A 24,780-nucleotide genomic window follows, 5' to 3' on the forward strand; every position below is an offset into this window, starting at 1 on the left:
AAATCACCGCCGGAAGGAGAGAAAAGCGGCGCACCGCTTTTGGACGCAGACGATTGGAAATGGCCTCCGCTTATGCTCTGGCCATAAATAGAGGAAAATTTATTTATGTTTCGCGTTTGTCGCGGCCTGCGGAGCTTGTCGGGGCAAAGCCCCTCCATCTGCTAGCGCAGACCGCTCTGCCGCTTAAAAGCCCCACTGGGGCTTTCATTGCTGCGCAAACGCGGGCCGCTCCAAACGCATTTTCACAGAAGGGGCCGTAAAGGAAAACGGGAAATTTTCCGGTAAAGAAGTCGTTTCCGGTTTGGTCTTTTCTCGTGAAAAAGTGGTTCAGAAACACCCGCAGGTGTTTCTGAATCACAAATCATAAATAATCTTTCCGCTGAAAATGGCCAGAGCGCAGCGGAGGCCATTCAAATCGTTCTACACAAAAAGGGGCTGCCGCACATTCTGTGCAGCAGCCCCTGCAAAGCCCTTTGGGAAAAGTTTACTTCTCGATGACTTCCTTGGTGTCGCGGGCGATCATCAGCTCCTCGTCGGTAGCAATGACCAGCGTGCGCACCTTTGCGCCCCAAGCGGTGATCTCGCACACATCGCCAACGGGGTGCTTGTTCTTCTCGGTGTCGATGCGGATGCCCAGCCAATCCATGTGGTGGCAGATCTTTGCACGGGCAATGGCATCGTGCTCGCCGATGCCGCCGGTAAAGACGATGGCATCCACGCCGCCCATGGCTGCAATGTAGCTGCCGATGGTCTTTTTGATCTGGTAGTTCAGCATATCGGAAGCCAGCTGTGCGCGCTTGTTGCCGGCCTCGGCAGCCTCTTCCACGTCACGCTTGTCGCTGGAAACACCGGAGATGCCCAGCAGACCGGACTTCTTGTTCAGGATCTCGTCCAGCTCGTGGCCGGTGATGTTCAGGGTGTACTTCAGGTAGTTGACCACAGAGGGGTCCAGGTCGCCGCAGCGGGTGCCCATCATCAGGCCGGCCAGCGGGGTCATGCCCATGGAGGTATCCACCACCTTGCCCTGATCGACTGCGGCAATGGAAGAACCGTTGCCCAGATGGCAGGTGATCAGCTTCAGGCGCTCAATGGGCTCCTCCAGATACTCGGCTGCCTTGTGGGCAACGTACTTGTGGCTGGTGCCGTGGAAGCCATAGCGGCGCACGCCGTACTTCTCGTAGTACTCGTAGGGGATGGCGTACATATAAGCCTTCGGCGGCATGGTGCTGTGGAAAGCGGTGTCGAACACAGCCACCATGGGAATGTTGCCGAACACCTTGCGGGCGGCCTCGATACCCAGAATACCGGCGGGGTTGTGCAGAGGAGCCAGCGGGCTCAGCTCACGCAGGGTGTTGATGACCTCATCGGTGATCAGGCAGCTGCTCTTGAACTTCTCGCCGCCGTGCACGACGCGGTGACCGATGGCGTCGATCTCGCTCACGTCATTGATGCACTTGCCTGCACCGGTGGTCATCTTCTTCACGACCTCGGCAAAAGCCTCGGTGTGGGTGGGGAAGATCGCCGGGGTGGTAGCCTTGGTGCCGTTGGCCTCGTGAGTGATCATGCTGCTCTCCATGCCGATGCGCTCGCACAGGCCTTTGCACAGCACCTTCTCGCCGTCCATATCGATCAGCTGATACTTCAGGGAAGAAGAACCGCAGTTAATAACCAGAACTTTCATCTGTGTTGCCTCCTGAAAATTTTTGTACCATCCGCAGCGTGAAAAACCTGCGGACAGAATTTTACAGATTCCTATGTTTATTATATAATAGGGATGGCGGCTTTTCAAGGCGCAACCCGGGCAAAGCGGTAAAACTTGTGTACAAGGTTTTTGTACATCCTGCCCACAAATCCCGGAAACGGCAGGTTTTTTCTGTATACGCGATATAAATTTAACAATCTTTCGGCGAAAAGGAGCAGTTCCATGAAGTTTGCAGGCATCATTGCGGAGTACGACCCCTTCCACAACGGCCACGCTTGGCAGCTGGCACAGGCGCGGGCGCTGGGGGCGCAGCGGGTGGCTGTTGCCATGAGCTGCGGGCTTACCCAGCGGGGCGCGCTGCCGCTGCTGCCGGAACCGGTGCGGGTGCAGGCGGCACTGGCCTGCGGGGCAGACCTTGTGTTTGCCCTGCCCGCACCCTGCGCCTGCGCCGGTGCTGAGGCCTTTGCCCGGGCGGGGGTGCGTATTCTGGCCGCTGCCGGGTGCGATACGCTGGTCTTTGGAGCAGAGACCCCGGACACCGCCCTGCTGCAAAAAGCCACCCGGGTGCTGTGCAGCGAGGAATACCGTGCCGCGCTCAGGCAGCAGCTTGCCACCGGGGCACGCAGCTTTGCCGCCGCCCGGCAGGCGGCGGTGCAGGCGCTGTGCCCGGGGTCGGACGTTGCCGCCCTGCTGGACAAACCCAACAATAATCTTGCCGTAGAGTATTGCAAGGCAATTATAGAACAAAATGTAGAAATGCAGCCTATTGCCCTGCCGCGGCAGGGCGCAGACCACGGGCAGGCGCTGACCGAAAGCAGCCACGCAGCCTTTGCCAGCGCCAGCGCCCTGCGGGCGCTCTGGGCGGAGGACGGCGCGGCGGCACTGGCGCCCTATGTGCCGGAAAAGGCACTAAAACTGTATATACAGGCAGAATATGACGGAAAGTATACGGATTTTGCAGTCATGGGGCACTGCGAGCTGGCGCTGTTGCGAGCAGCCTGCGCAGAGCAAGCCCCCTTTGCTGCGGTGCGCGGGGTATCCGAGGGGTTGGAGCACCGGCTGGAAAACGCCGTGCGGGAGACCGCAAGCCTGCCCGCTTTGCTGGATGCCCTGACCACCGTGCGCTACCCCCGGGCACGGATGCGGCGGCTGGCGATGGATGCGGCGCTGGGCTACACCGCCCAGATCCCGGCACTGCCGCCCTACCTGCACCTGCTGGGCGCGCGCAAGGAGGCGCTGCCCCTGCCCGGGGAGACGGCGCTGCCGCTGTCCCACTCGCTGGCGCGGCTTGCGCGGGAAAACGAACTTTGCGCCCAGATGGCTGCCGCCCAGAGCAGGGCCAGCGACCTTGGTGCGCTGTGCCGGGCAAAACCGGAGCCGATGGGCGGGATATATCGTCAAAAAATTATCTTTTTGACGAATTGACAAAAAATAACGTGAAAAATTTTATATTGTGCCCTCTTGTATCCGGCGCGGTTCGGGTGTATGATTAAAGTAATGCAATGTTGGATACAACGAGCCTGTAAAAAACGACCGTCCCCGCAGGGGAAACACAAGGAGGAACCCATGGCACTTCATGTTCTGGACGAAGCCAACCGCTGCCTCGGCTGCAAAAAGCCGATGTGTCAGGAGGGCTGCCCCATCCACACCAATATCCCGGAGGTCATCCGTCTGCTCAAGGCAAACCAGATGGACGCTGCGGGCCGGATGCTGTTTGAAAACAATCCCCTGACCACTGTATGCAGTCTGGTGTGCAACCACGAAAAGCAGTGCGAGGGCCACTGCATCCGCAACCGGATGCCCAGCCACGACCCGGTGCACTTTTCCATCATCGAGGACTATATCTCCACCACCTACGCCAACAAGATGACCGCAGGCCCTGCCCCGAAAAACGGCATGAAGGCCGCTGTGGTGGGCTCCGGCCCGGCGGGCCTGACCATCGCCGTGCTGCTGGCACGCTGGGGCTACGATGTGACCATCTTTGATGCCCGGGATAAGATCGGCGGCGTGATGCGCTACGGCATCCCCAACTACCGCCTGCCGGACAGCGTGCTGGACGATTTCCAGTACCGCCATCTGGAGCTGAAGGGCATCAAGGTGCGCCCCAACACCACCATCGGCAAGACCATCACCATCGACGATCTGTTCCGCGACGGCTACAAGAGCGTGTTCATCGGTGCCGGTCTGTGGAAGGCCAACGCCATGCACATCAAGGGCGAGAGCCTTGGCAACGTAGCCTTTGGCATCGACTATCTGGCCAACTCCAAGGCTTTCCGTCTGGGCGATGACGTGGCCGTCATCGGCGTGGGCAACTCCGCTATGGATTGCGCCCGCACCGCCATCCGCAACGGTGCCCGCCACGTTACCTGCTACGCCCGCCGGGACGAAAACTGCATCAGCGCTTCCGAGTACGAGGTGAGCTACGCCAAGCTGGAGGGCGTAGGCTTCCGCTTCTGCAAGGCTCCGGTGGAGATCCGCGAGGACGGTCTGATCTGCCGCGACACCGTCAAGGGCGAGGATGGCAAGTTTACGCAGGTAGAGGGCAGCGAGACTTTTTACCCCCACACCGGCGTCATCGTGTCGGTCAGTCAGGGCTCTGAGAGCAACCTCGTCAAGACCACGACCGGCATCGAGACCAACCAGAAGGGTCTGCTGAGCGTCAGCGAGGACGGCCGCACCACCCGCGAGGGCGTATTTGCCGGCGGCGACGCCGTCATGGGCGCACGCACCGTGGTAGAGGCTGTGGCTGTTGCCAAGAAGGTGGCCGTGGCCATGGACGAATATATGAAGAGCCTGCCCGCCGACACCGCTGCCGACCCCTATGCCGACATCCCGGTGTTCCAGACCCCTACCTCTGACGTGCTGGCAAAGCAGCAATTATAACATCTTCCTATAAAAAAGGGACTTGGAAACGCCGCAGGCGTTTTCGAGTCCCTTTTTATTATAACATTACCCGCAGGGTGAACTGCCCGTCCTTGGCGGCAAAGCTGGTCAGGCCGCCGTACCGCTCCGAGATGGCGCAGATGCTGCGCACTCCAAGCCCGTGGCCGGTGCGGTCGGTGACCGGGATGCCCTCCCGGAACTGCACGTCTGGCAGACAGCTGTTGGTGATCTGCAAAAACAGCTTGTGCCCCTTTTCGTGTCCGATGGTCTCGATAAAAGCCCCCTGCCCCGCTTCGCGGCAGCGCACGGCGGCGTGCAGGGCGTTTTCCAGCGCATTGGAAAGCAGTACGCACAGGTCGCTCTCCGAGACCGGCAGCGCCTGCGAGATGCCCGCCTGCACGGTGAACTGCACCCCGGCCTTGGCGGCGCGGTCTGCAAAGGCGGAAAAGATCAGGTTCGCCGCTTCGTTCTCGCAGTATGCGGTCACCTTGCCGGCCTCGATCTCGCTGCACACGCTGCGGATGTAGCCCAGCGCCTGTTCGGTGCGGCCGTTCTCGATGCAGCCCGCCAGAAACTGCATGTGGTGGCGCAGGTCGTGGCGGTAGGTACTGGCGCGCTGCTGGGAAAGGCGCAGCGCCTCGATCTCGCGCATGGCCTGCGTGACCTGCAGATTCAAGCTGGTCTGTAACTGCTCCATCTGGATGCGCTGCCGCTCCACCCGGGAGGCGCGCAAAATGGAGCATAGAAAGGCCGCGCAGCACACAAAGAACATGAACTCCACCGCCGCCGGGTTTGCCTCGGACAAAAGGCTGGTGTAGACATGGGTGATGTAATCAAAAAGATAGCCCACCAGCGGCACAACGCCAAACTGGCACTGCACCGAGGCCGGGTAGTGGGAAAGCTGCCGCATGGAGGGCGCAAGGAACCGGATGAACAACAGCAGCAGCGGCAGGGTGAACAGCAGCTCTGCCACCGGCTGCACCAGCGGATGCTGCGGGAAGAACAGCGCTACCGCCAGCGCCGCCCAGCGCCGCACCTGACAGCACAAATAAGCCGTGAGTACTGCCACCAGCGGCCAGACCTTCTGCCCGCTGAGCAGCACCAGCACGACATACAGCGGCAGATGGGTGATAAGCGGGTAAAGATACTTGGCAGCCGTGGGGCTGGCACCAAAGTAGAACATCCCCTGCAGCGCCAGCAGCCCGGCGGTGCAGCCTGCCAGCGCCCAGCGCTTTTTGCCCGTCCAGCGGATGGGGCAGAACGCCGCACTGAGCAGGATGCCGAAGATGCCCACCGCTGCGCCGTCCAGCAGCTCCAGCAGTGCCCCCGGGGCGGTCACAGGACGACCTTCTTTCCCGCAAAGGAGTACTCCAGATACTGGTCCCGCACGGCGGTAAAGCGCCCGTGGGGCAGCGGCACCTCGGCAAGGCTTTCCATGGTGATGCTCTTGGCGGTGATGTTCTGGATGTACTCCATGTTTACCAGATAGGAACGGTGCGGGCGCAGAAAGCCCGGGTAATCTGCCAGCTGCCGTGCCAGCTCATCCATGCTGCCGCTGCTCTCGATGACGGTGCCGTCCAGCAGATGGAACACCAGCGTGCGCCCCTGCACCTCACAGTATTCCAGACTGTCCAGCGTAATACGGGTCACGCCGCTTTTGCAGCGCAGGATCAGGCTGTGCTGGGTGTGCTTGCGGCACTCAGCCAGCACGGCATCGGTAAGGTGGAAAAAGCTGTCCTTCCAGATGGGTTTGAGCTGGTAGTAGTACGCACCTACCACATAGGACTGTACGGCAAATTCCGACGAAGAAGTGACAAAGATGATCTGCACCGCCGTGTCGTACCGGCGGATCTCCCGGGCGGCGTTGATGCCGTTGATGCCGGGCATGAGTACATCTAAAAACAGCACGTCAAAGCGCACCCCGGCCTCGATATCTGCCAGAAGCTCCATGGGTTTTGTATAGGGAGTCAGCTCCAGCTGCACCCCCCGCAGGGTGCGGTACTGCTCCAGAAAATCCTGCATCTGATGCAGCAAAGCGGCATCATCATCACAGAAAGCGATCCGGGTCATAGCAAAGAAATCCTTTCCGAACAAAAAAGTCTACCCCTTAACGATACCACATCCGCGCCGTTTCGTCACGTCTTTTTCGCAAATTTGCAAGCTTTTTACATCCCCGGCAGCTGCATTGCACCCCTATTCGGCAGAGTGTTCAACGGCGGGGCGGTTCCCTTGTGCAGAACCTCCAAAAATCGCGCTGAAGCTTGTATTTTACCTGCGGAGCGTGTACAATAAGCACAGAATATGTTTGCGCAGAGCAGGAGAGCGACAGACAGAGCAGATAGCTTTGTTTGGTGCGCTCTTTTTTGTTTTGCGCTCAAGCTTGAGAGCAAGGAGAGACGATCATGAGCCAGACCAAATATATCCTCTCATTGGATCAGGGCACTACCAGCAGCCGGGCGATCCTGTTTGACAACGAGCAGAACATCGTCTGCGTCCACCAGCGGGAATTTGAGCAGATCTACCCCCATCAGGGCTGGGTAGAGCACAACCCTATGGAGATCTGGTCCAGCCAGTACGGCGTAATGAACGAGGTCATCGCCCAGAGCGGCGTAGACCCCAAGGACATTGCGGGCATCGGCATCACCAACCAGCGCGAGACCACCATCCTGTGGGACAAGAGCACTGGACGCCCGGTGTATAATGCCATCGTCTGGCAGTGCCGCCGCACCGCTCCCCTTGTGGACGAGTTGCTCAAAACCCCCGGCATGGCAGACTATATCCGGGAAAACACCGGCCTTGTGCCGGACGCCTATTTCTCTGCCACCAAAATCAAGTGGATCTTGGACAACGTCCCCGGTGCGCGGGAAAAGGCCGAGGCCGGGGAGCTTTTGTTCGGCACGGTGGACACCTGGCTGGTCTGGAAGCTGACCGGCGGCAAGGTGCACGTCACCGACCGCACCAACGCCAGCCGCACCATGCTGTACAACATCCGCACGCTGGACTGGGACGACACCTTGCTCAAGGCGCTGGACATTCCCCGCTGCATCCTGCCCAGCGTGAAGGACTCCAGCGAGGTGTACGGCTATACCAACATTCAGGGCGTGGATGTGCCGGTGGCCGGTATTGCAGGCGACCAGCAGGCCGCGCTGTTCGGGCAGGGCTGCTTTAAGCCCGGCGATGTAAAAAACACCTACGGCACCGGCTGCTTTTTGTTGATGAACACCGGCAACAAGATCTACCAGAGCAAGAACGGTCTGGTCACCACCATTGCCATCAGCCTTGACGGCGAGGTGGAGTATGCGCTGGAAGGCTCTGTCTTTGTGGGCGGCGCGGTCATCCAGTGGATCCGGGACGGGATGCACCTCATTCAAGACAGCTGCGATTCCGAGTACTATGCCCAGAAGGTGCCGGACAACGGCGGGGTGTACATCGTGCCCGCCTTTACCGGTCTGGGCGCACCCTACTGGGATATGTACGCCCGGGGTGCCATTCTGGGCATCACCCGCGGCACCACCCAGAACCACATCATCCGCGCGGCCGAGGAATCCATCGCCTACCAGAGCGCCGACCTGATGTGGGCCATGGAAAAGGACACCGACATCACCATCAGCACCCTGAAGGTGGACGGCGGTGCCAGCCGCGACCACTTCCTGATGCAGTTCCAGTCCGACATCCTGAACAAGGAGGTGCTGCGCCCCGCCATCCGGGAGACCACCGCCCTTGGCGCGGCGTATCTGGCCGGCCTTGCCACCGGCGTGTGGAAGAGCCGGGAGGAGATCAGCCACCTGTGGAGCTGCAACCAGCTGTTCGAGCCAAAAATGGACGCTGCCCAGCGGGAAAAGCTGGTCAAGGGCTGGCACAAGGCCGTGGGCCGCAGTCAGGACTGGGCCGAGCACGAGGCGTAAGGCAAGAAAGCTTTTGACCGCATAACAGTATAATACCCCCGGCAGGCTGCCACCGTGATGGTGATAGTCTGCCGGGGGTTCGTTATGCCAGTATTTTATCCAGCTGGAATTGCAGGATGCTGTCCATCCGCTCCAGCCGTTCCGGGTCGATGGAGAGCACGGGGTGGCCGGTAAAATGGAACGCCCGCAGCTTTTCCAGATCGGCGCGGATGCTGTCGGTCAGAAGTCCGCGCGCTGTTGCAATAAAATCAGTGCCAAGCCGCGGAGAACAGTGCCGGATGCACCATTCCGTATTTTTCAGCTGGTCGTTGTCCAAATCAAACAGCAAGCTGCGGTTGTTATCAAAAACGGGTGCCATTTTTTGGACTTGCAGCGTGTCGTTCTCGAACAGGACACCAAAGTTTCCGCTGTGCCGGTCGGTATTCAGGATAAGTGCATCCAGAATGCACATCCGCCGGAAGGCGTCGCCGCTTCCAATGCCTTCAAAATAGTGCAGAAATCCGGCGATCGTCCGGTCTTTTGTCAGAACAGCGGCCTTGGCAAGGCCGTAGTGTTCGCTGGTGAAAAGGGCACACTTGGAGATCAGCTCCCCGTGGTGGAAACCGAGGTCATAGACTGCCGCTCCCGGGCAAAGCAGGACTGCCAGCTGAGAAGCCAGATACTCCGACACCGGTTCCATGCCGAATACGCTGCCGGTCTTATACAGCTGAATGGTGTTCTTCTCCCGCACCCAGCATTTGGCGTACTGCCCGTCTGTACTGAACTCCGGGGAGGTGGACGAGAAGCTCGTGCTGAACACAGAACCGTCAAAAGCAGCCTGCGAGATCATCTCGTTGAAAGGGTTCTGATAAAGAGAAACGTCCCTCCATTGCAGGTCGGCATCTGCTGCCCTGACCCAGAAGGTATCGTTCAGTGACAGCGCATGGGTCACATTCAAATAGCCCTCCAGTGTATCGCAGCCGTATTCCTTCAGCAGCGCTGCAATGTGCGCCCGGTGCTTGGGCGCTTTGCGGCGCTCCAGAAAATCCGTCAGGTTCGTATAGCCGAAAGGCCGCTGCGCGGTGTACCAAAGATCTTCCTGTGCAGCGGTTTCCATGTATTCGTTCTGCTCGCAATGAAACGCAAGCCAGACGGTATCCTTGTTCAGCAGGAGATAGTGCATCACGAAGCTCCTTTCGGTCAAAAGATGTTGCTGTATCCTTATTATGGCATGGATATCCTTCTTGCCAAGGCGGTTTTTGGCGCGGAAAGCTTTTTGCAGATGGCGGGAACTTCACCTCGGATGCTCTTGTTGGGGCGTGCGGAGCCCCAAACCTTGCAGGGAACGAGTACGGTAAGCCGAAATCAATCAGTTTCTTTCAGCCTTTCGAACAGTTTGCGATCAGTTTTATAAATTCCTTGATAAGGCTGTTCAAGATAGTACTTTCCCCTGTCCTCATACGCAAAGATCGTAATTGTTCCTTTCTCAAGCCGGAAGTCAATCTTGATATAACTTTCCGCTTGCGGAAAGTCTTGAACGCTTTCCTTCTTAGTTGGTTCAGAACTGGAAATATCGGCGATTACTTCACTTATCCAAGTTTTGTCTGAATGACTTACTGTGTTTTCTTCAGTAGTTATATCAATAGATGTAATCTTATCGGCTTGAGGCAGCGTAATGGGCGCTGCTTTTTTTCCACACGCAACTAAAGTCAGGATACAGGTAAGACACAAAAACAAAGAAAGAAATCTTTTCATAAGTATTGTTACCTCCATAACTTCCAATTTACTGGGCTAAGCCGAGTATACCATACACTGTTAAAAATAGCAAAAGGCAGGATGCCACCCTCATGGTGATACCCTGCCTTTGCTTATTTTTGTTCTCGTCCTGTCACAACAAAAAATCCCCAGACCGAATGGTCTGGGGATTTGGTGGAGCATTGTCCACAGCACTCGAACCCAACACTTCCTCACGAGTGACCGTCTTAGCATCGTCTGTGAAGTTGAAATTGAGTACGATCCGGTCGTCAAAGACGTAGACCGAGTTGACAAAGGTATCAATGATCTGCCGCTGGTGTTCCATGTCTCTCATGTCACCCTTGCGGAATTTTTCAAACCAGAACCGCATCCATTCGCGGGTCAGGACGGGCTTTTTCAGCTCTTCTTCCAGAATGCTGGTGTTCAGAGCTTCTTTCCGGGCTTCCAGTTCGTCCAGCCGCTGCTTGGTGGTCGGGGTTAGGATACCCTGTTCAATGGCTTCCAGAAGATTTGCCAGCCGCTTCTCTGTATCCCGGAGTTGGTCTTTCAGGACAGGCAGCCGGGTGTTCTCCTTCTGCTGGGCTTCCATGACCAAATCTATCATCTGTTCGATGATTTCATCGCTGAAAATCACCTTAATGGCAGTGTCCACCACGAACCGCTCCAGAGGCTCCTTGCGGATGGCTTTCAGGTCGCAGTGCGCCTTGCCGTGGCGTTTGGCGTTGCCGCACTTGTAGTAATAGTAGGTGTTTCCCATGTGGCTGGTGCCGCTCTCGCCGCCCATGAGCGTACCGCACTTGCCGCAGAACAGTTTAGTGGTCAGCAGATAGCTCACATCCTCTTTCGCAGGGCGACCGTGGGCGATCTTGTTCTGCTCGAAACGTTGCTGCACCCGGTTGAACAAGTCCTCATCCACAATGGCGGGAATGCCGCCCGGTGTCACGATGTCCTTATATCGGTATTCACCTATGTAACGGCGGTTCCGGAAAACCTGGAAGAAGCTGTTCTTTACGAACGGCTTCCCGGTGCGGGTGCGCAGCCCTCGCTCATTCAGGGATGCTGCGATTTTCTCGGCAGGCTCGCCGTTGGCGTACCGGGTGAAGATCTCCTGCACAATGGGAGCTGTCTCAGGGTCGATATGGTACAGCCTGTCCTCCTTGCCAATGGTGAAGCCCAGCGGAACGATCCCGCCGTTGTACTTGCACTGGAGTGCATTTTCGCGCTCACCGCGCGCTACTTTCAGGGCGAGTTCGGCGGAATAGTATTCCGCCATGCCAATCAGCATACTCTCCACCATAATGCCTTCAGGCCCCTGCGAGATGGGTTCCATGGCAGACACCAGATGGACACCGTTCTTCTCCAGCTGGTACTTGTAGTTCACGGCATCGTAGCGGTTCCGGGCAAAGCGGTCGAGCTTCCAGACCAGAACCACATCGAAAATTTTCTTTGCGCTGTCCTTAATCATCCTCTGGAAGTCCGGGCGGTCATCCGTCTTGGCAGAGTAGGCACGGTCGATGTAGGTGCCGACCACGGTGATACCGTTCTTCTCGGCGTAGTCCTTGCAGTCGCGCAGCTGCCCTTCAATGGACGCTTCGCGCTGGCTGTCGGAAGAATAGCGGGCGTAGATCACAGCAGTCATGGTTGCACCTCACTTTACACATCATTAAACGGCGAACGGTTCTTTCAAAATGTAGTTTCGTATAATATATACCATGTTTTACAACGGTTTGCAATGGGAAAATCAACGAACAGCATTTAATTCTTTTCATAAATCAGATGCCCACCGACCTATGCTTTTCGCCATAAGCTGGTGGGCATCTGTTGTTCTGGCTTATAATTCACTGATGGTTGCAGTAATGGGCTGCATGAGGATTCGCCTGACCGGGTTATATACTGCCAGCACCACCGCCGCCAGCACGACTACGACAATCACGGCAAGACAGCCCCACGGCACCTGCCACGCTGCACCGAAATAATGGGTGATGAGCCGGGTATACAGCATCCGGTTCAGCACAAGACCCAGCGCAATGCCCACCACAAGGCCGGACACTGCATAGGTGCCAGCTTCGGCAGAGACCATGCGTTTCAGCTGTGCATCATCCATCCCGATGGCACGCAGGATGCCATACTGCTTCATTCGTGCCGACACGCTCATGGAAATGCTGTTGATGATGTTCAGCAGGGAAATGCCGCCAATAATGGCAAGAAATCCATACAGTACGATCCGTGCCGCATAATAAGTCCCACGGTCCTGCCGGTTGCTTTCCCGCAAATCCTGCACAACGATCTGATCACTGGAAAAAGCCGCCAGCGCCAGCACGGTCTCGTCATTGGCGGTGCGGTCCAGCTGCACCCCGATCATATTGTAATTCTGTTCTCCTGCTACACGGCGGAACAGCGTTTCAGGCGCAATAATGGTCACATCGTCCGGAAATATTCCCTGTGAGAATGCGCCCACGACCGTCAGCGGCACACCGTTCACCGTGATGGTATCCCCGACACGGATGGGGTTTGTTTTGTTGTACATCGTCATCACTTCATTGTCTGCACCGGAATTTTTTGCCATTCTTCCCTTGACCACCATGCTTTTGCTGGATTCCAGCATAAAGTCATCGTACGAACAGAATGTGACCTGCTCGACATTGTTCCGGTCGCTGCTGGCAGGTACATGGACAAGACCCGTACAGCCCCATACACGTGCAACACCGGGCATCCTTCGCAACTGCTGCGCCATGGTATCCGGCAGCACCCGTTCGTTGTCATAACCGGTGTATATCACATCCGCCTGCCATGGTGCCAAACTTGGCAACAGCAGAGAAGCAAACTGCAAAATAACGATAAATCCCAGTGCAAGCACAATGCTTAATGCAAAGCTTGCGGTAATCAGGAACCAATTCTTTTTGCTTGCGGTGGCATGGTATATGCCCAGTGCAGTTTCAGTCCGACCGGAGCCAAGATTCGCTGCATGATGCACAACTGCCGCCTGTTCACTCCCGGAAGCCGCCGCCACAGGCGGGACCTCTGCAGCCCGCTTGGCCGGAGCCTGTGCCGCCAGCAACACCGTTACTACGCCCACCACAACACCGGCGCACAGACCGCCCATACTCAACCGGAATACTGGCGTTGTCGCAAACTCGCCGCCAATGCCGTACCGCAGTGCGCCGCACACCGCCCAACTGGAAAATGTCCCCAGAACAAGGCCGATCGGGACCGCAATCCTGCACCAGTTGAGTGCTTCCATCCGGACAAAATGAACGACCTGCTGTTTGCTCATTCCGAGACAGCGCATCATACCAAAGAACCGGGTGCGCTGCGCAACATTGCTGTTCATGGTACCGGAGATCATCAGCACACCGGCAAGCAGCACCAGAGCAAACAGCACGCCCGCCATGCCGTACACCGTCCGGAACGCAGTGCTGTTGCTCTGTCCGGCAGAACCCATCACATTCAAATTTTCATGCACGGCATCCTCGCCATACTGCTGCTGTAGCTGCGGCAGAGCTTTTGCCGCCTTGGCAGCGCTGGTATACTGCAGATCGTACACAGTCTGCGGCAGAGCTTCTCCCTGCCCAGTCAGAAGCGATTCAAATGTCTCCTGCGGCAGATAAATATCCACCAGTGCAAATTGCATTTCGTAATAGCTTTCGTCCACACCGCCGATTCCAGTCACAGTCAGTGTCCGGTTCTGCCCGTCCGGCAGCTTCAGCATGACCGAATCTCCGATTGCCACACCAAAAATCCGGGCGGCACCTTTTCCAAGCAGCACCTCTCCGTCCTGTTCCGGAAAAGTCCCCTCAAAGGCTACGGAACGATTCACAAGCAGAAATTGCACATCACAACCGTAAAGAACCACCCGTTTTCCGTTCAGGCGGTAATCCTCTTCTCCGCCCTCATTGAACACCGCTCCTGCACCTGTGCACACCACGTCCGGCTGCTGTGCCAGCTGTTCTGCCTGACTCTGTGTAATTCCAGCAATCTGTAAATGCCAACTGCCATCTTTTCCTGCTGCGCGATTCATTTGGGTGCGCAGCATCATATCCGCTACACTGAAAATAGCACTGACCAGAAACACCGCAATGACGATGCACAAAATCGTCATGCGGTTCTGCCGTCTGCGTACCTTGGCAGAAATCGGGATCAGGCTCAGATAGCTTTTCATTTCTGTGCTGCTCATTCCCGGCACCTCCCAAAATCGGTCAGGCAGCCGTCCGATACCTGCAACACCCGGTCTGCCGTCTGTGCAATGCTGCGGTTGTGGGTGATCATCAGGATGGTCTGCTCGTATTTCCGGGACGTTTCTTTCAACAGGGCAATGACCTCGCTGGTGTTCTGGGTGTCCAGATTGCCGGTCGGCTCATCCGCCAAAATCAGTGAAGGGCGGGTCATCAGGGCGCGGCCGATGGCTACCCGTTGCTGCTGCCCACCGGAAAGCTGGCTTGGCAGATGCTTCCGACGGTCTTTCAGATTCAGCACGGTCAGCAGTTCTTCCAGATATGCCCTGTCCGGCTTTTGGTAGTCCAGCAGCACCGGGAACAGGATGTTCTGCTCCACGGTCAGCTCCGGGATGAGGTTGAATGCCTGAAAGATAAAACCGATATTGCGGCGGCGGAAGATCGTCAGTTCCCGGTCTTTCATGGCAAAAACATCCTTGCCGTCAATCAGCACCTTGCCGGAAGTCGGCGTATCCAGTCCGCCGATCAGATTGAGCAGGGTGCTTTTGCCGGAGCCGGATTCGCCAACGACCGCCACATATTCGCCTTTCGGCACAGAAAAGCTGACATCTTTCAGCGCATGGACAGCGGTTTCTCCGCTGCCGTAGGTCTTGCAGAGATGGTTGACTTCTAATAGTTCCATAGTGTATCCCTCACTTTGCAGGTTCCTTCAATTCAGACGGATTATCTCTGTCTGTGCAGAAAAGGATAACACGTCAACCTTACTGCAAGCCTACACTCAGCCTACAATTTTGTAGGAATCGGAAAATTCAGAGTAAAGGTCGTGCCCTTTCCCAGCTCGCTGTCTACTTCAATGGTGCCGTGATGGGCTTCCACAACGGCTTTTGCCAGCGGCAGACCCAGCCCGATGCCCTGTGTATCCTGTGAAAAGCGGCTGCGATAAAACCGCTTGAAGATATGGTATAGATCCTCCGGGTGGATGCCGCTGCCGTTGTCGCGTACTTTGATTTGAACCATGGGCGACAGTGCATTCCACTCTACCTGAATCGTATCTCCGCTCTTTGTGTGGTCAAAGGCATTCTTTACAAGATTGTCCACAGCTTCCTGCATCCAGTCACGGTCGCACCAAAGTGTAACCGCCTCTGAGCCGGACAGAACGAGCTTTTTCTGTTCCTGCTCTGCACGATAGTGATACTGCCGCGCGATGTCCTGCACCATTTCAGCAACATTTTCGTTTTTCTTCTCCAAGACGACCGAACCGGCATCCAGCCGGGTGATTTTGAGCAGATTCTGCACCAGCGTTTCGATGCGGTCCAACTCCTGTTCGGACAGGTCTGCAAACTCTTTGACTTCCGACGGCGAAACCGCTTCGTCCTGAAGCAGACCGTTGTAGATATTCAACGCCGCCAGCGGTGTTTTGAGCTGGTGCGAAATATCTGCAATGGTATTTTTCAAAAAACGCTTCTCCCGCTGCTCGTTGTCTGCGTGTGCGCTCAGAACTGCCGCCAATGCATTAACGGAGTGAAACAGACGGTAAAGTTCTCCCTCCCGGTCGCAGCCCAGTCGTGCATCCGAGTTGCCATCCAGACAGCTTTGGATTTGCTGGACTGCCTGTTCCAGAAGCGCGCTCTGCCTTTGGAAATAGCGAAAAAGCACGCCCCAGAGACAGCCGCCCAGAAGCAGAAAAACCAACAGTAACCCGAAAGAAAATACATGCGTCGTATGCCATACGATGTCCTGCGTGAGCGCCAATGCCACCGCCCAGACCGCCAGCACGGCTTGGAACAAATTTCGGATCTCCCGGTTTGCGAATACTTTCATACGGCACCTTTACCCATTCCATTTATAACCCATGCCGCGGACAGTCAGCAGCATCTGCGGTTTGCCGGGGTCGTCCTCAATCTTCATCCGCAGCCGCCGGATATACACTGTTAAGGCACTGCTGTCAATGTAATCCCCATCGCAGTCCCACAGTGCATCCAGAATTTGTTCCTTGGATAGCACGGCATTCGGATGCTGCATAAAGAAGCAGAGCAGCTTGTACTCTGCGCCGGTCAGTTCCAGCAAGATTCCGTTTTTGTATACCTGCCCCTGCAACAGCCGGACGGTGATGCTGCCCGATTCCAGTACGGGTTCTCCTGCGCTGGACGCATTTGCACGGCGAAGCAGTGCATTGACCCGCGACAACAGGACACCCAGCTTGAACGGCTTGGTCAGGTAATCATCCCCGCCCAGTTCCAGTCCCATGATGATATTCATTTCCTCATCCGAAGCAGTCAGGAACAGAATCGGCACGTTGGATGTGCGCCGCACCTTCTGGCAGAAATCAAAGCCAGAGCCATCCGGCAGGGAAACATCCAGCACCAGCAGGTCATATTTTCTGTCTGACCACAGCACCTCGGCTTCTGTCAGCGTCCGGGCTGTATCCAGTGCAAAGCCCTGTTTCTTGAATGCAAAAGTCAGCCCACTGATCAGGCTCAGATCATCTTCCAAAAGGAACAGTTTTCTCATGATTCCCTCTCTTTTCCGCGTTTTGTGTGTCCTACAGGTTCAAAAGCATTATAAGTTTTTTCTGCGAACATTACAATGTGCGAAACGGAAATTGTTTCTTGCCGTGTGTTAAATATAAGTCCTACTATCACTGCATTCCCTTAATAAATTTTGCAAAATCATCCTGACGCTCGCCGCAATCCATGATACTCTCTATCGCAAATCCCACCGAGCTTGTCGGGGCAACGCCCCTCCATCTGCTGTCGCAGACCGCGCTGCCGCTTAAAAGCCCCACTGGGGCTTTCATTGCTGCGCTGCGCTTCGCAAACGCGGTCCAACCCCAAACCCTGCTCATGGTTCGCACCTGACGGTGCGAACAGCAACGGCGTGTCGTGCTTTACATAACTTCACCGAGGAGTTATCGAACAGACAGGAGGTACAATGACCAAAACGAATGTTCAACCGATCCCTAGCAATTCCCAGCACCACGACACGCCGAACAACAAAACGCACGTCATCAAGTTCCGTGTGACAGCGGAGGAAAAAGCGTCACTGGAACTCACTTGCAAACTCCTGAATCTCTCCCTCTCCACTTTTATCCGCCGTGCCATCCACAACGTCAAGATTGAGAAAACAGTCATCGTTGCCGGCGGCGGAGAAGAAACCCTAACCGCTGTTTCCACTTTGCTTGCTCAGTGCAGCAAAGTGGGCACCAACCTCAACCAGCTTGCAAGGCACTTCAATTCCGGCGGTGCGGACACCGAGCAGATCCGGGCGAAACTCCTTGACGAACTTGCGGACCTGACCGCATTTCGGCTGCACGCCGAGAAAGTTCTGGGTGAACTGTATGGCAACGCTCAAGCATATCAGCTCTAAAAACTCGGACTACACCGCCATCGAAGCGTATCTCGTTTACCAGCATGATGCGTTCACTGGAAAGCAACTTCTGGATGAACAGGGCAGACCGAAGCTGCGAGAATCGTACCTGCTCGACACCCTTGAGTGTGGCGATTTCTCGTTTGCAACAGCTTGTCTGCTGGCAAACCGCAAGTATGGTAAGAATACCCAGCATGGTGATATCAAGAGCCACCAGTATATCATCAGCTTTGACCCAAGAGATGCAGCCGACAACGGCTTGACTATGGAAAAGGCACAGGCACTTGGCCTGAAATTCTGCGAAGAAAACTTTCCCGGTCACCCTGCCATCGTCTGCACTCACCCGGATGGGCACAACCATTCGGGAAACATCCACGTCCACATCGTGATTGGCAGCGTCCGAACACGGGAAGTGGAGCGCAAGCCCTATATGCAGAAGCCCCGTGACTGGCTAGAGGGCATGAAGCACTCCAGCACAGCCCAGACCATGCGGCATTTGCGTGTCGAGGTCATGGAGCTGTGCGAGGGTGCCGGATTGTACCAGATCGACCTGCTCAACGGCTCGAAAGAGCGTGTCAGCGAAGCTGAGTATTGGGCGCGTAGGCGTGGTCAGTTGAAACTTGACCGTGAGAACGCAGCCCTCACCGCAGCTGGGCAACCGTCCCGGCAGAAGAAGTTTGAAACCATGAAAGACACTTTACGGAAACAGATTTCTTCGGTGCTGTACCGCACAACAAGTTTTGAAGAATTTTCTGACAGGCTCATGCAACAGTATGGCATCACCGTCAAGGAAAGCCGTGGACTGCTCAGCTATCTGCCCTCTGGCAGAACGAAGTTCATCCGGGCGAAACATCTCGGTGACAAGTTCGATAAGGCGGCAGTGCTTGCCACGTTGCAGGCAAATGCCGAACGCAAACCCAAGGCGCAGTTCAAGCAGGATGCCATCGGGAAACTGATCGACATCCAGTCGAGGATGACCGAGGGCAAGGGCATCGGCTATAAGCGTTGGCTCACGAAACACAATCTCAAAGTTATGGCACAAACCGTGAAGCTTCTGCAGGAAAAGGACTTGACCGACGAGGACACCTTGAACCAGCGCATCACCGAACTGGAAACCAAGTATCACGACGCACTGGCGGTGGTGAAAGACCTCGAAGGTCGCATGAAATTCAACAAAGAGCTGCGCTATCACATCGCAGCCTACACCAGCACCAAGAATGTCGCACAGCAGTTAAAGACCGCCAAGCGACCCGCAGCATTTGAGGAGCAGCACCGTGCAGAGCTGACAGCGTACCGGGCGGCAGCAGCCTATTTCAAGGCAAACAACATTACAAAGCTGCCCAGCTCGAAAAAGCTGGAAGCCGAGTATGCGCAGCTGGCATCCGAAAAGGCGAAGTTCTACGAGCAGTACAAGGAATCTAAAGAGGAACTGCTCAAACTGAAAACCGCAAAGCAGAATGTTGTGTCCTTTTTCCGGGAGGAAGAACCGGCGCAGCAGGAGAGATAAAGGAGTGCGCATATGATCAATCTGAAAATCGACCCGGAGTTTCAGTCCCAGATTCCCCCTCTGACCAATGATGAATTTAAGCAGCTTGAAGAAAATATCCTCAAGGAAGGCAAGCTGCTCTCCCCTTTGATTGTATGGAACAATACCCTCGTTGACGGTCACAATCGTTATGCCATCCTCCAAAAGCACCCGGAGATTTATTTCTCCACCATGCCGCTCCGATTCGAGAACCGCGAAGAAGCCATTGCGTGGATCTGCCGGAATCAGTTGGGACGGCGAAACCTGAGTCCTGAACAGAAACGCTATCTGCTTGGGAAGCAGTACGAAGCCGAGAAGAAAGCTGCAAAAATCTTTCGGGGCAATCAGTACACTTTAGCAAAGAAAAGTGGTGGTGATCACGGTGATAACCACCACTCCGGGAAGAAAACCTGCGACCGGATCGCAGAGGAAAACGGTGTCAGCCGTGCCTCCGTTCTCCGCGCCAGCCACTATACACGAGGCATTGACATCGCAGACAACCTCTCTCCCGGCATCAAGCAGAAAGTCTTTTCCGGCGAAGTGAAGTTCACCAACGAAGAAATGTCCAAGCTTGTGCAGGCAAGTGTCGAGCATCGTTCAGATGTCCTTGCTCAAATCCTGCATCCAGAGGCATTGGAAGTGTTGGAATCTGCCAGCGCAGAATTTGAACCTGAAAAAGCGGAACCCGTTCCCATGCCCACACCACAAACAGAAGAATTCCGGTGATATCATGTACCGGACGAGTTTATGAAGGTTTACAAATCCTTGAGCCGTGCGACCGAAATGATGAAAAACTCATGGAAGAAAACGCTCAAAAACAATCCCAGCTATTTCACTGACCCGGAAAAGCAAAAGGTTCTCCGCTTCGCAATGCAGAGGCCTGCTAACTACCTGACTGAAATCGAAACCTATCTGGAAAAGGCTCTTGCAGAAGCCCTTGAAGAAGAAAAAACGGCATAACGACAGGCACTTGTAAGCCATCAATGAGCCACCAGCCGCAAGTGCAGGGCGGAAAGCATCCGCGCCCTTGCGCCTGATAAAAATTGGAACTTTGATTTTCTCGCCCGGCTTTGCCATGGTGGGACAGTCAAAGGAGCGTGCGTTTGAACAAAAAGAAAAAGTCCACAAACATTTCCCCTTACCCCGATGATGTCATCGACCGTCTGGCACGGGCATTCTACCCGGCGATCCTTGCCTGCTGGAACAGCGAGGAAGGCCAGCAGGAGTTTGCCGCGTGGCAGGCGGAGCAGGCTCATCACGCAAACAAAAAAGAAATCCAGGAAGTTCCCGCTGGGGAACTCCCTGGTATACATATCGCTATTGTCTGTGGTCTTTGGCAGGGTGCGTCCGGGTGGGCGCACCCTGTTTTTGTTTTATGCAACAAGGTTATAACCTACAAGATTTTTTTCTATAACTCCAAGCATATATAACTTTTGGATTCCCTCGATAATTTCTTGTTCAGTAAACCTCTTTGCCTTTTCCTCAGACCAATTCTTAAATCCGGAAACAATTCCTTCTGCTGTTAAGCCTCCTGAATTTTCAATTAGAAAACAAATTGTTGCCAAACATTCTAGTTCATGATCAGTTTCAATAGAGTTTACAAAATCACAAGACTTTATGATCCAAGGGAGCAATGCTTGTAAAGTATTATTTACCGACTCACTCGTAAGTTTATTAAATAGAATTTTCTCAGCTTCTTTTGTAGAAGATGTTCCATGAAACTGCTGAAATTCACGAATTCCCTTACTAACTATATCAATGGAATGATCATAAGGACCGTATTTATGAGGAACAAAACGAAAATATTTTTTTGAGGAAAACAAATCCATGAAATACGCCGCTTTTTGCAAACGAAGACTGTTAAACTTTTTTAAATGCCCCTTTAATTCCATTAACACGAGTGCTGATGTGCTCAGTTTTGGCTCCTGTGTTGGCGTTGTGGCAAAGTTTCGAGAAGGCTCATAAATATAAATCGCTACCTGTTTGGCTGTGTCCTCTAGTTTTTTTGCCAAAACTTGCTTAACGTCATTCCAAATAAGACCACCATTACCACTTCCCAACGGTGGAATAGCTATACTCTTTATGTTGAGTTCTTTTATTAGTAAAACAAGCGCATCCAACCCATCCTCAATATATTCCATTCGTGATTTTTCACGCCATTTATCTTTGGTCGGGAAATTAATGATGATTTTTTCACTTTCCTTATAAACATGAAGTTTTCCGGGACGTAGTGTACCATTTTTACACGCCTTAACATAGTCTTTGTTGTTGTTTGGAAATTTAAGTTTAAATTGATAGGCGATTCCCTTTCCCATATAACCTTCACAGTTTACTGTGTTGACAAGAGCTTCCGCATCGGACTGGAGCAAATCTCCTGTTGTATAGAAAAACACTTGAATCACCTCCCAATTTAATTATCGACTTATGGGAAACATACTAGGCATAACCTGTATCCTATCCTTAATAGCTACGGCATTTTCCATTTTTAAAATCTTTTCTTTTGCCCTTTCACTATAAACATAAATATATGCAAAATCTGATACCGGAACACATCCCTTCACAACACATTCTGCCATACATGCTTTCCGGATCTCTGCATTTTTATAATCGCGATGCTCTCTATCGTCTAATATATTCCATCGAACCTTCTTGAAACCTTCTCCATAAGAATAAAGATCTGGAGCATCACTATCCAATGGATGTGATGGAATTATTTGATAATTATTATGTTCACAAATACTTCTCCAAACAGCGATGATTGCCATATTTTCTGATCCATATTTTTCGCACACCGCACCATCAAATGGATTCTTGGCAAAAAAATGAAATAAGACATATTGCGAAAGAGCTTCCTTATATCGCTCACGTTTATTTAAGATTTCTGGATCAGCAATGTCAGTAAAGTGTATATCGTGGTTTTGTAATAAGCATTTTCGAGAGAGCAGACCAAATTTTAAAATCGAAGGCAGATTATCTATAGATGTTATATGATAAATTAACTTTCCAGTACTCGGTGTAGTAGCCATGATCTCGCCTCGCATCATTTTAAAATTCTAAAATTACCCATGATGATTATATCACAAAAAAAGCCACTCTTCAATATATCCAAATATTTTCCATTCATCGTTGTGTTCGATGTCGATAATAAGCATGTTATGAAAGCAATTTTTTCGGCATTCACACAAGATAATTCTAAAAACCATAAGATTTATGTAGATCGTATAATATATGTGACCGGATTCTTTATAATCTGTTTTCAGTCGTTGGCCATTGAATAGCTTTGTCTTTATACGTATAATGTTTCATGTAAGTATTTAATGCGGCTCCACGAGCTATTCCATACTGCCCACCATTTCCAAGAATAATTTTACAATTTGAACCAGAAAACGAAAGAGTGTGACTGCTTTTTAATGCTTCTATATCTCCACGAAGTGCCGATATATTGTCGAATATTCTTCCGCTTAAGATTAGAACATCCGGGTTGAATACATTTATTATAATATTTAACAAATAGCCAAGATATTGTGTCAATTTTTTATACTTTTCTGGTGATAAATTTTTTAATTTTTGGGCAGTCGAATTTTCTCTATAAGTTTTGATTGATACTGCATCGAAAACATCTTTTCGAATGAGCCATTCAACGCATTTTTGATGACAAAAAGGACAAACATCGTGATCATCTATTTCGTCTTTTTTCATTTCTTTAGCAAAGTTTATCACTCCGGTATGCCCAATTTCGCCAAAAGAATTTGTTGAACCAGTAATCAATGTGCCATTAATACAGCCTCCCAAGCTTATACCTGTTCCCATATATAAACATAGGACATTTTCCTTAAACGCAACGCTGCTTTCGCTGTGATCTTTATATAGAAGTTCTTTTTCATTTATAAAGTTAACTTTAGCGTTGTGTTCTATATAAATAGGAATTTTATATTTCTTTAAACTATTGTAAAGATCGTGCTTTAGTATTCCACGAAGTTCTTTTCCATTTAGACTTGGAATATTAGGGCATGCAATAATTTGTTCTTTTTGTGAATCAACAATTCCGGGAAAAGCCAAACCAATACCCAACAATTTTTGTGTGTCATCATCGAGTTCAAAATATGCTTCTATTATTTCTGTAATAACATCAGAAATTACATCTTGTAGAGATGATGATTCAAAGCAGAAATATAATTCATTTGGTTCCACCGTGCGCCCTTTTGATATTTTGTACTGCTGACTCTTATCAATTAAATATTTAACTTTATTCATGGAAAAACAACTTGACATCTTTTGCATTTCCATATGTGACAACATATTAAACTGCGCATCGCAGAAAACAGCCTTGATTTCTCGTGTCCCTACTGAAACACCCAGAAAGTAGCCTTGGTTACATACAATTGCTTCTTCATCATTTTTTATATCTGAATCTTTTCGTATGTTTCCTGACTCTTGCAATTGCAAAAATACCTTTTTTACAGTTGGCCACGATAAGCCACTATATGTCTCAAGTATTGATCTATCTGATGATTCCGATCTCCGAATTGCATCTAGAACAGCAAAATCTGTTCCATTAAGCTCATCAAAGCCCTTCATAAGAGTGTCTCCTTCGATTTAATGAAAATATGCGATCTGACAAAATTGTATATTATATAATACCATAATTCTAGAGAAAAAGTCAATCGAGGCAATCTACTTTTTCGTTTTTTATCAAACAAAATCATTCTAAAAATCGAACGTATCGATTTTTTTGGTTGAGCCTTTTGTGTTTTTTGCCGAAAACTGTGTTGCATTTTCGTTTAGGCTGCCTATAGACAAATCACCACAGATTTGATATTTTATTAACAGAAACACATAAGGGGGGTTTAATTATGCTGTACATTTAATGAGGGGGACATCTAAGCCCCCAAAGATAAGTCATATGTAACAAATCATCGGACAATGAAAGGGGCTCGACCAGTATGAAAAAGAAGCAATACGTTCTTAGTGTCCTTTGTCTCGCTTTGATGATTAAGGCAAGTTCATCACCTATTGTAGTAAACCTGAACAATAGTTCTCCCTCGGACATTAACATTACTTTGCCTAATAGTGAAATTTCTGATTCAACATCGTCAATTGATGCAGATTGACGCATTCTAAATATACTACGGCCTACCACAGCTTTTGTGGTAGGCTTTTTTATTAGCTCAGTTCGAAACTATCAGCTATATTGGTGGTGCCAAGATTAAAATATATTATATCAAAGGCAGGATACTACCGTCATGGTGATACCCTGCCTTTGTTCGTTCTTGTTTACCGTTCCGAGTAGTCCTTCCGCAGAACCTCCGATAAACAAAAAAACGTACCCGAACCCTTTCTCGTAAAGAATCGGGTTCGAGTACGAACTGTTTGGTGGACGGTACAGGACTCGAACCTGTGACCTCCTGCACGTCAAGCAGATGCTCTACCAGCTGAGCTAACCGTCCATGTCATATCGACTTGGATAGTTTACCACAGCTTTTTGCAAAAAGC

At 52.4% G+C, this 24,780-nt stretch carries 21 protein-coding genes and 1 tRNA gene; 8 read left to right on the plus strand and 14 right to left on the minus strand.

The genetic code is table 11. The features are described from left to right. Window positions 1-484: 484 nt before the first annotated feature. Window positions 485-1,681 carry an acetate/propionate family kinase gene (locus MTP39_RS12450; protein WP_249240763.1) on the minus strand — a complete coding sequence of 399 codons (1,197 nt, stop codon included), beginning with the start codon at window positions 1,679-1,681 and terminating at the stop codon, window positions 485-487. 243 nt (window positions 1,682-1,924) lie between these two features. On the opposite strand from MTP39_RS12450, the gene MTP39_RS12455 reads away from it, so the two are divergent. Continuing rightward, window positions 1,925-3,127 (plus strand): nucleotidyltransferase family protein, encoded by a 1,203-nt coding sequence (locus tag MTP39_RS12455; protein ID WP_249240764.1) that lies wholly within the window; start codon window positions 1,925-1,927, stop codon window positions 3,125-3,127. Between the two features lie 141 nt (window positions 3,128-3,268). Next, entirely contained in the window at window positions 3,269-4,585 is a 1,317-nt protein-coding gene (locus MTP39_RS12460) for an NAD(P)-dependent oxidoreductase (RefSeq protein WP_249240765.1), read from the plus strand. 58 nt (window positions 4,586-4,643) lie between these two features. Here the strand turns inward: MTP39_RS12460 and MTP39_RS12465 are convergent, their stop codons facing one another. Both MTP39_RS12465 and MTP39_RS12470 read right to left on the minus strand, forming a co-directional pair. After that, window positions 4,644-5,924 carry a sensor histidine kinase gene (locus tag MTP39_RS12465; RefSeq protein WP_249240766.1) on the minus strand — a complete coding sequence of 427 codons (1,281 nt, stop codon included), beginning with the start codon at window positions 5,922-5,924 and terminating at the stop codon, window positions 4,644-4,646. Beyond that, the gene (locus MTP39_RS12470; protein ID WP_249240767.1) at window positions 5,921-6,655 is read right to left on the minus strand and encodes a LytR/AlgR family response regulator transcription factor; all 735 of its coding nucleotides are present in this window, start codon (window positions 6,653-6,655) and stop codon (window positions 5,921-5,923) included. The genes MTP39_RS12465 and MTP39_RS12470 overlap by 4 nt, the downstream gene beginning before the upstream one ends. 332 nt (window positions 6,656-6,987) lie before the next feature. On the opposite strand from MTP39_RS12470, the gene glpK reads away from it, so the two are divergent. After that, window positions 6,988-8,490 (plus strand): glycerol kinase GlpK, encoded by a 1,503-nt coding sequence (gene glpK / locus MTP39_RS12475; RefSeq protein ID WP_249240768.1) that lies wholly within the window; start codon window positions 6,988-6,990, stop codon window positions 8,488-8,490. Window positions 8,491-8,572: 82 nt separating this feature from the next. Here glpK and MTP39_RS12480 read toward each other — a convergent pair whose 3' ends face one another. The 7 genes from MTP39_RS12480 to MTP39_RS12510 all read right to left on the minus strand — a co-directional run bounded on the left by MTP39_RS12480 (window position 8,573) and on the right by MTP39_RS12510 (window position 16,907). Continuing rightward, on the minus strand, window positions 8,573-9,652 hold the full coding sequence (locus MTP39_RS12480) for a HipA protein (protein WP_249240769.1): 1,080 nt from the start codon (window positions 9,650-9,652) through the stop codon (window positions 8,573-8,575). Between the two features lie 182 nt (window positions 9,653-9,834). Then, complete coding sequence (locus MTP39_RS12485; RefSeq protein ID WP_249240770.1) at window positions 9,835-10,224, minus strand: DUF5301 domain-containing protein; 390 nt, start codon at window positions 10,222-10,224, stop codon at window positions 9,835-9,837. 133 nt (window positions 10,225-10,357) lie between these two features. Then, on the minus strand, window positions 10,358-11,863 hold the full coding sequence (locus tag MTP39_RS12490; protein ID WP_249240771.1) for a recombinase family protein: 1,506 nt from the start codon (window positions 11,861-11,863) through the stop codon (window positions 10,358-10,360). A gap of 192 nt (window positions 11,864-12,055) precedes the next feature. Then, entirely contained in the window at window positions 12,056-14,383 is a 2,328-nt protein-coding gene (locus MTP39_RS12495) for an FtsX-like permease family protein (protein WP_442899427.1), read from the minus strand. An 11-nt stretch (window positions 14,384-14,394) separates the two neighbouring features. After that, window positions 14,395-15,078 (minus strand): ABC transporter ATP-binding protein, encoded by a 684-nt coding sequence (locus MTP39_RS12500; RefSeq protein WP_005942816.1) that lies wholly within the window; start codon window positions 15,076-15,078, stop codon window positions 14,395-14,397. Window positions 15,079-15,179: 101 nt separating this feature from the next. Then, window positions 15,180-16,217 carry a sensor histidine kinase gene (locus MTP39_RS12505; protein WP_249240773.1) on the minus strand — a complete coding sequence of 346 codons (1,038 nt, stop codon included), beginning with the start codon at window positions 16,215-16,217 and terminating at the stop codon, window positions 15,180-15,182. A gap of 9 nt (window positions 16,218-16,226) precedes the next feature. Further along, complete coding sequence (locus tag MTP39_RS12510; RefSeq protein WP_249240774.1) at window positions 16,227-16,907, minus strand: response regulator transcription factor; 681 nt, start codon at window positions 16,905-16,907, stop codon at window positions 16,227-16,229. Between the two features lie 420 nt (window positions 16,908-17,327). Between MTP39_RS12510 and MTP39_RS12515 the strand changes: the two genes are divergently transcribed. The 5 genes from MTP39_RS12515 (at window position 17,328) to MTP39_RS12535 (ending at window position 20,717) form a co-directional block, all read left to right on the plus strand. Further along, entirely contained in the window at window positions 17,328-17,762 is a 435-nt protein-coding gene (locus MTP39_RS12515) for a plasmid mobilization protein (RefSeq protein WP_249240775.1), read from the plus strand. Further along, entirely contained in the window at window positions 17,734-19,269 is a 1,536-nt protein-coding gene (locus tag MTP39_RS12520; protein ID WP_249240776.1) for a relaxase/mobilization nuclease domain-containing protein, read from the plus strand. The genes MTP39_RS12515 and MTP39_RS12520 overlap by 29 nt, the downstream gene beginning before the upstream one ends. A 12-nt stretch (window positions 19,270-19,281) precedes the next feature. Then, on the plus strand, window positions 19,282-20,013 hold the full coding sequence (locus MTP39_RS12525) for a hypothetical protein (RefSeq protein WP_249240777.1): 732 nt from the start codon (window positions 19,282-19,284) through the stop codon (window positions 20,011-20,013). A gap of 21 nt (window positions 20,014-20,034) precedes the next feature. Beyond that, on the plus strand, window positions 20,035-20,247 hold the full coding sequence (locus tag MTP39_RS14130) for a hypothetical protein (protein WP_223474815.1): 213 nt from the start codon (window positions 20,035-20,037) through the stop codon (window positions 20,245-20,247). A 137-nt stretch (window positions 20,248-20,384) separates the two neighbouring features. Further along, complete coding sequence (locus tag MTP39_RS12535) at window positions 20,385-20,717, plus strand: transposase (RefSeq protein WP_249240778.1); 333 nt, start codon at window positions 20,385-20,387, stop codon at window positions 20,715-20,717. Here the strand turns inward: MTP39_RS12535 and darG are convergent. From darG to MTP39_RS12555, 4 genes are all read right to left on the minus strand, one after another. Next, window positions 20,661-21,680, minus strand: a complete 1,020-nt coding sequence (gene darG / locus MTP39_RS12540; RefSeq protein ID WP_249240779.1) for a type II toxin-antitoxin system antitoxin DNA ADP-ribosyl glycohydrolase DarG — start codon at window positions 21,678-21,680, stop codon at window positions 20,661-20,663. The two genes, MTP39_RS12535 and darG, sit on opposite strands and share 57 nt — an antisense overlap. Window positions 21,681-21,701: 21 nt before the next feature. After that, window positions 21,702-22,313: a DarT ssDNA thymidine ADP-ribosyltransferase family protein gene (locus MTP39_RS12545; protein WP_249240780.1), complete on the minus strand. Its 612-nt coding sequence runs from the start codon at window positions 22,311-22,313 to the stop codon at window positions 21,702-21,704. A gap of 217 nt (window positions 22,314-22,530) precedes the next feature. Beyond that, entirely contained in the window at window positions 22,531-23,865 is a 1,335-nt protein-coding gene (locus MTP39_RS12550) for an ROK family protein (protein WP_249240781.1), read from the minus strand. Window positions 23,866-24,658: 793 nt separating this feature from the next. After that, window positions 24,659-24,734, minus strand: a tRNA-Val gene (locus MTP39_RS12555). Between the last annotated feature and the right edge of the window lie 46 nt (window positions 24,735-24,780).

The sequence above is a fragment of the Faecalibacterium sp. I3-3-33 genome (assembly GCF_023347295.1).
In the GTDB taxonomy this organism is placed as follows: domain Bacteria; phylum Bacillota; class Clostridia; order Oscillospirales; family Ruminococcaceae; genus Faecalibacterium.

What these genes read in the sequence shown, in the direction of transcription:
- MTP39_RS12510 (WP_249240774.1), bottom strand. Translation starts at nt 16,907, where the DNA reads ATGAGAAAACTGTTCCTTTTGGAAGATGATCTGAGCCTGATCAGTGGG.
- MTP39_RS12495 (WP_442899427.1), bottom strand. Translation starts at nt 14,383, where the DNA reads ATGAAAAGCTATCTGAGCCTGATCCCGATTTCTGCCAAGGTACGCAGA.
- MTP39_RS14130 (WP_223474815.1), top strand. Translation starts at nt 20,035, where the DNA reads ATGAAGGTTTACAAATCCTTGAGCCGTGCGACCGAAATGATGAAAAAC.
- MTP39_RS12515 (WP_249240775.1), top strand. Translation starts at nt 17,328, where the DNA reads ATGACCAAAACGAATGTTCAACCGATCCCTAGCAATTCCCAGCACCAC.
- MTP39_RS12460 (WP_249240765.1), top strand. Translation starts at nt 3,269, where the DNA reads ATGGCACTTCATGTTCTGGACGAAGCCAACCGCTGCCTCGGCTGCAAA.
- MTP39_RS12450 (WP_249240763.1), bottom strand. Translation starts at nt 1,681, where the DNA reads ATGAAAGTTCTGGTTATTAACTGCGGTTCTTCTTCCCTGAAGTATCAG.
- MTP39_RS12470 (WP_249240767.1), bottom strand. Translation starts at nt 6,655, where the DNA reads ATGACCCGGATCGCTTTCTGTGATGATGATGCCGCTTTGCTGCATCAG.
- MTP39_RS12525 (WP_249240777.1), top strand. Translation starts at nt 19,282, where the DNA reads ATGATCAATCTGAAAATCGACCCGGAGTTTCAGTCCCAGATTCCCCCT.
- MTP39_RS12455 (WP_249240764.1), top strand. Translation starts at nt 1,925, where the DNA reads ATGAAGTTTGCAGGCATCATTGCGGAGTACGACCCCTTCCACAACGGC.
- MTP39_RS12485 (WP_249240770.1), bottom strand. Translation starts at nt 10,224, where the DNA reads ATGAAAAGATTTCTTTCTTTGTTTTTGTGTCTTACCTGTATCCTGACT.
- MTP39_RS12550 (WP_249240781.1), bottom strand. Translation starts at nt 23,865, where the DNA reads ATGAAGGGCTTTGATGAGCTTAATGGAACAGATTTTGCTGTTCTAGAT.
- MTP39_RS12520 (WP_249240776.1), top strand. Translation starts at nt 17,734, where the DNA reads ATGGCAACGCTCAAGCATATCAGCTCTAAAAACTCGGACTACACCGCC.
- MTP39_RS12480 (WP_249240769.1), bottom strand. Translation starts at nt 9,652, where the DNA reads ATGCACTATCTCCTGCTGAACAAGGATACCGTCTGGCTTGCGTTTCAT.
- MTP39_RS12545 (WP_249240780.1), bottom strand. Translation starts at nt 22,313, where the DNA reads ATGGCTACTACACCGAGTACTGGAAAGTTAATTTATCATATAACATCT.
- MTP39_RS12500 (WP_005942816.1), bottom strand. Translation starts at nt 15,078, where the DNA reads ATGGAACTATTAGAAGTCAACCATCTCTGCAAGACCTACGGCAGCGGA.
- MTP39_RS12505 (WP_249240773.1), bottom strand. Translation starts at nt 16,217, where the DNA reads ATGAAAGTATTCGCAAACCGGGAGATCCGAAATTTGTTCCAAGCCGTG.
- MTP39_RS12490 (WP_249240771.1), bottom strand. Translation starts at nt 11,863, where the DNA reads ATGACTGCTGTGATCTACGCCCGCTATTCTTCCGACAGCCAGCGCGAA.
- glpK (WP_249240768.1), top strand. Translation starts at nt 6,988, where the DNA reads ATGAGCCAGACCAAATATATCCTCTCATTGGATCAGGGCACTACCAGC.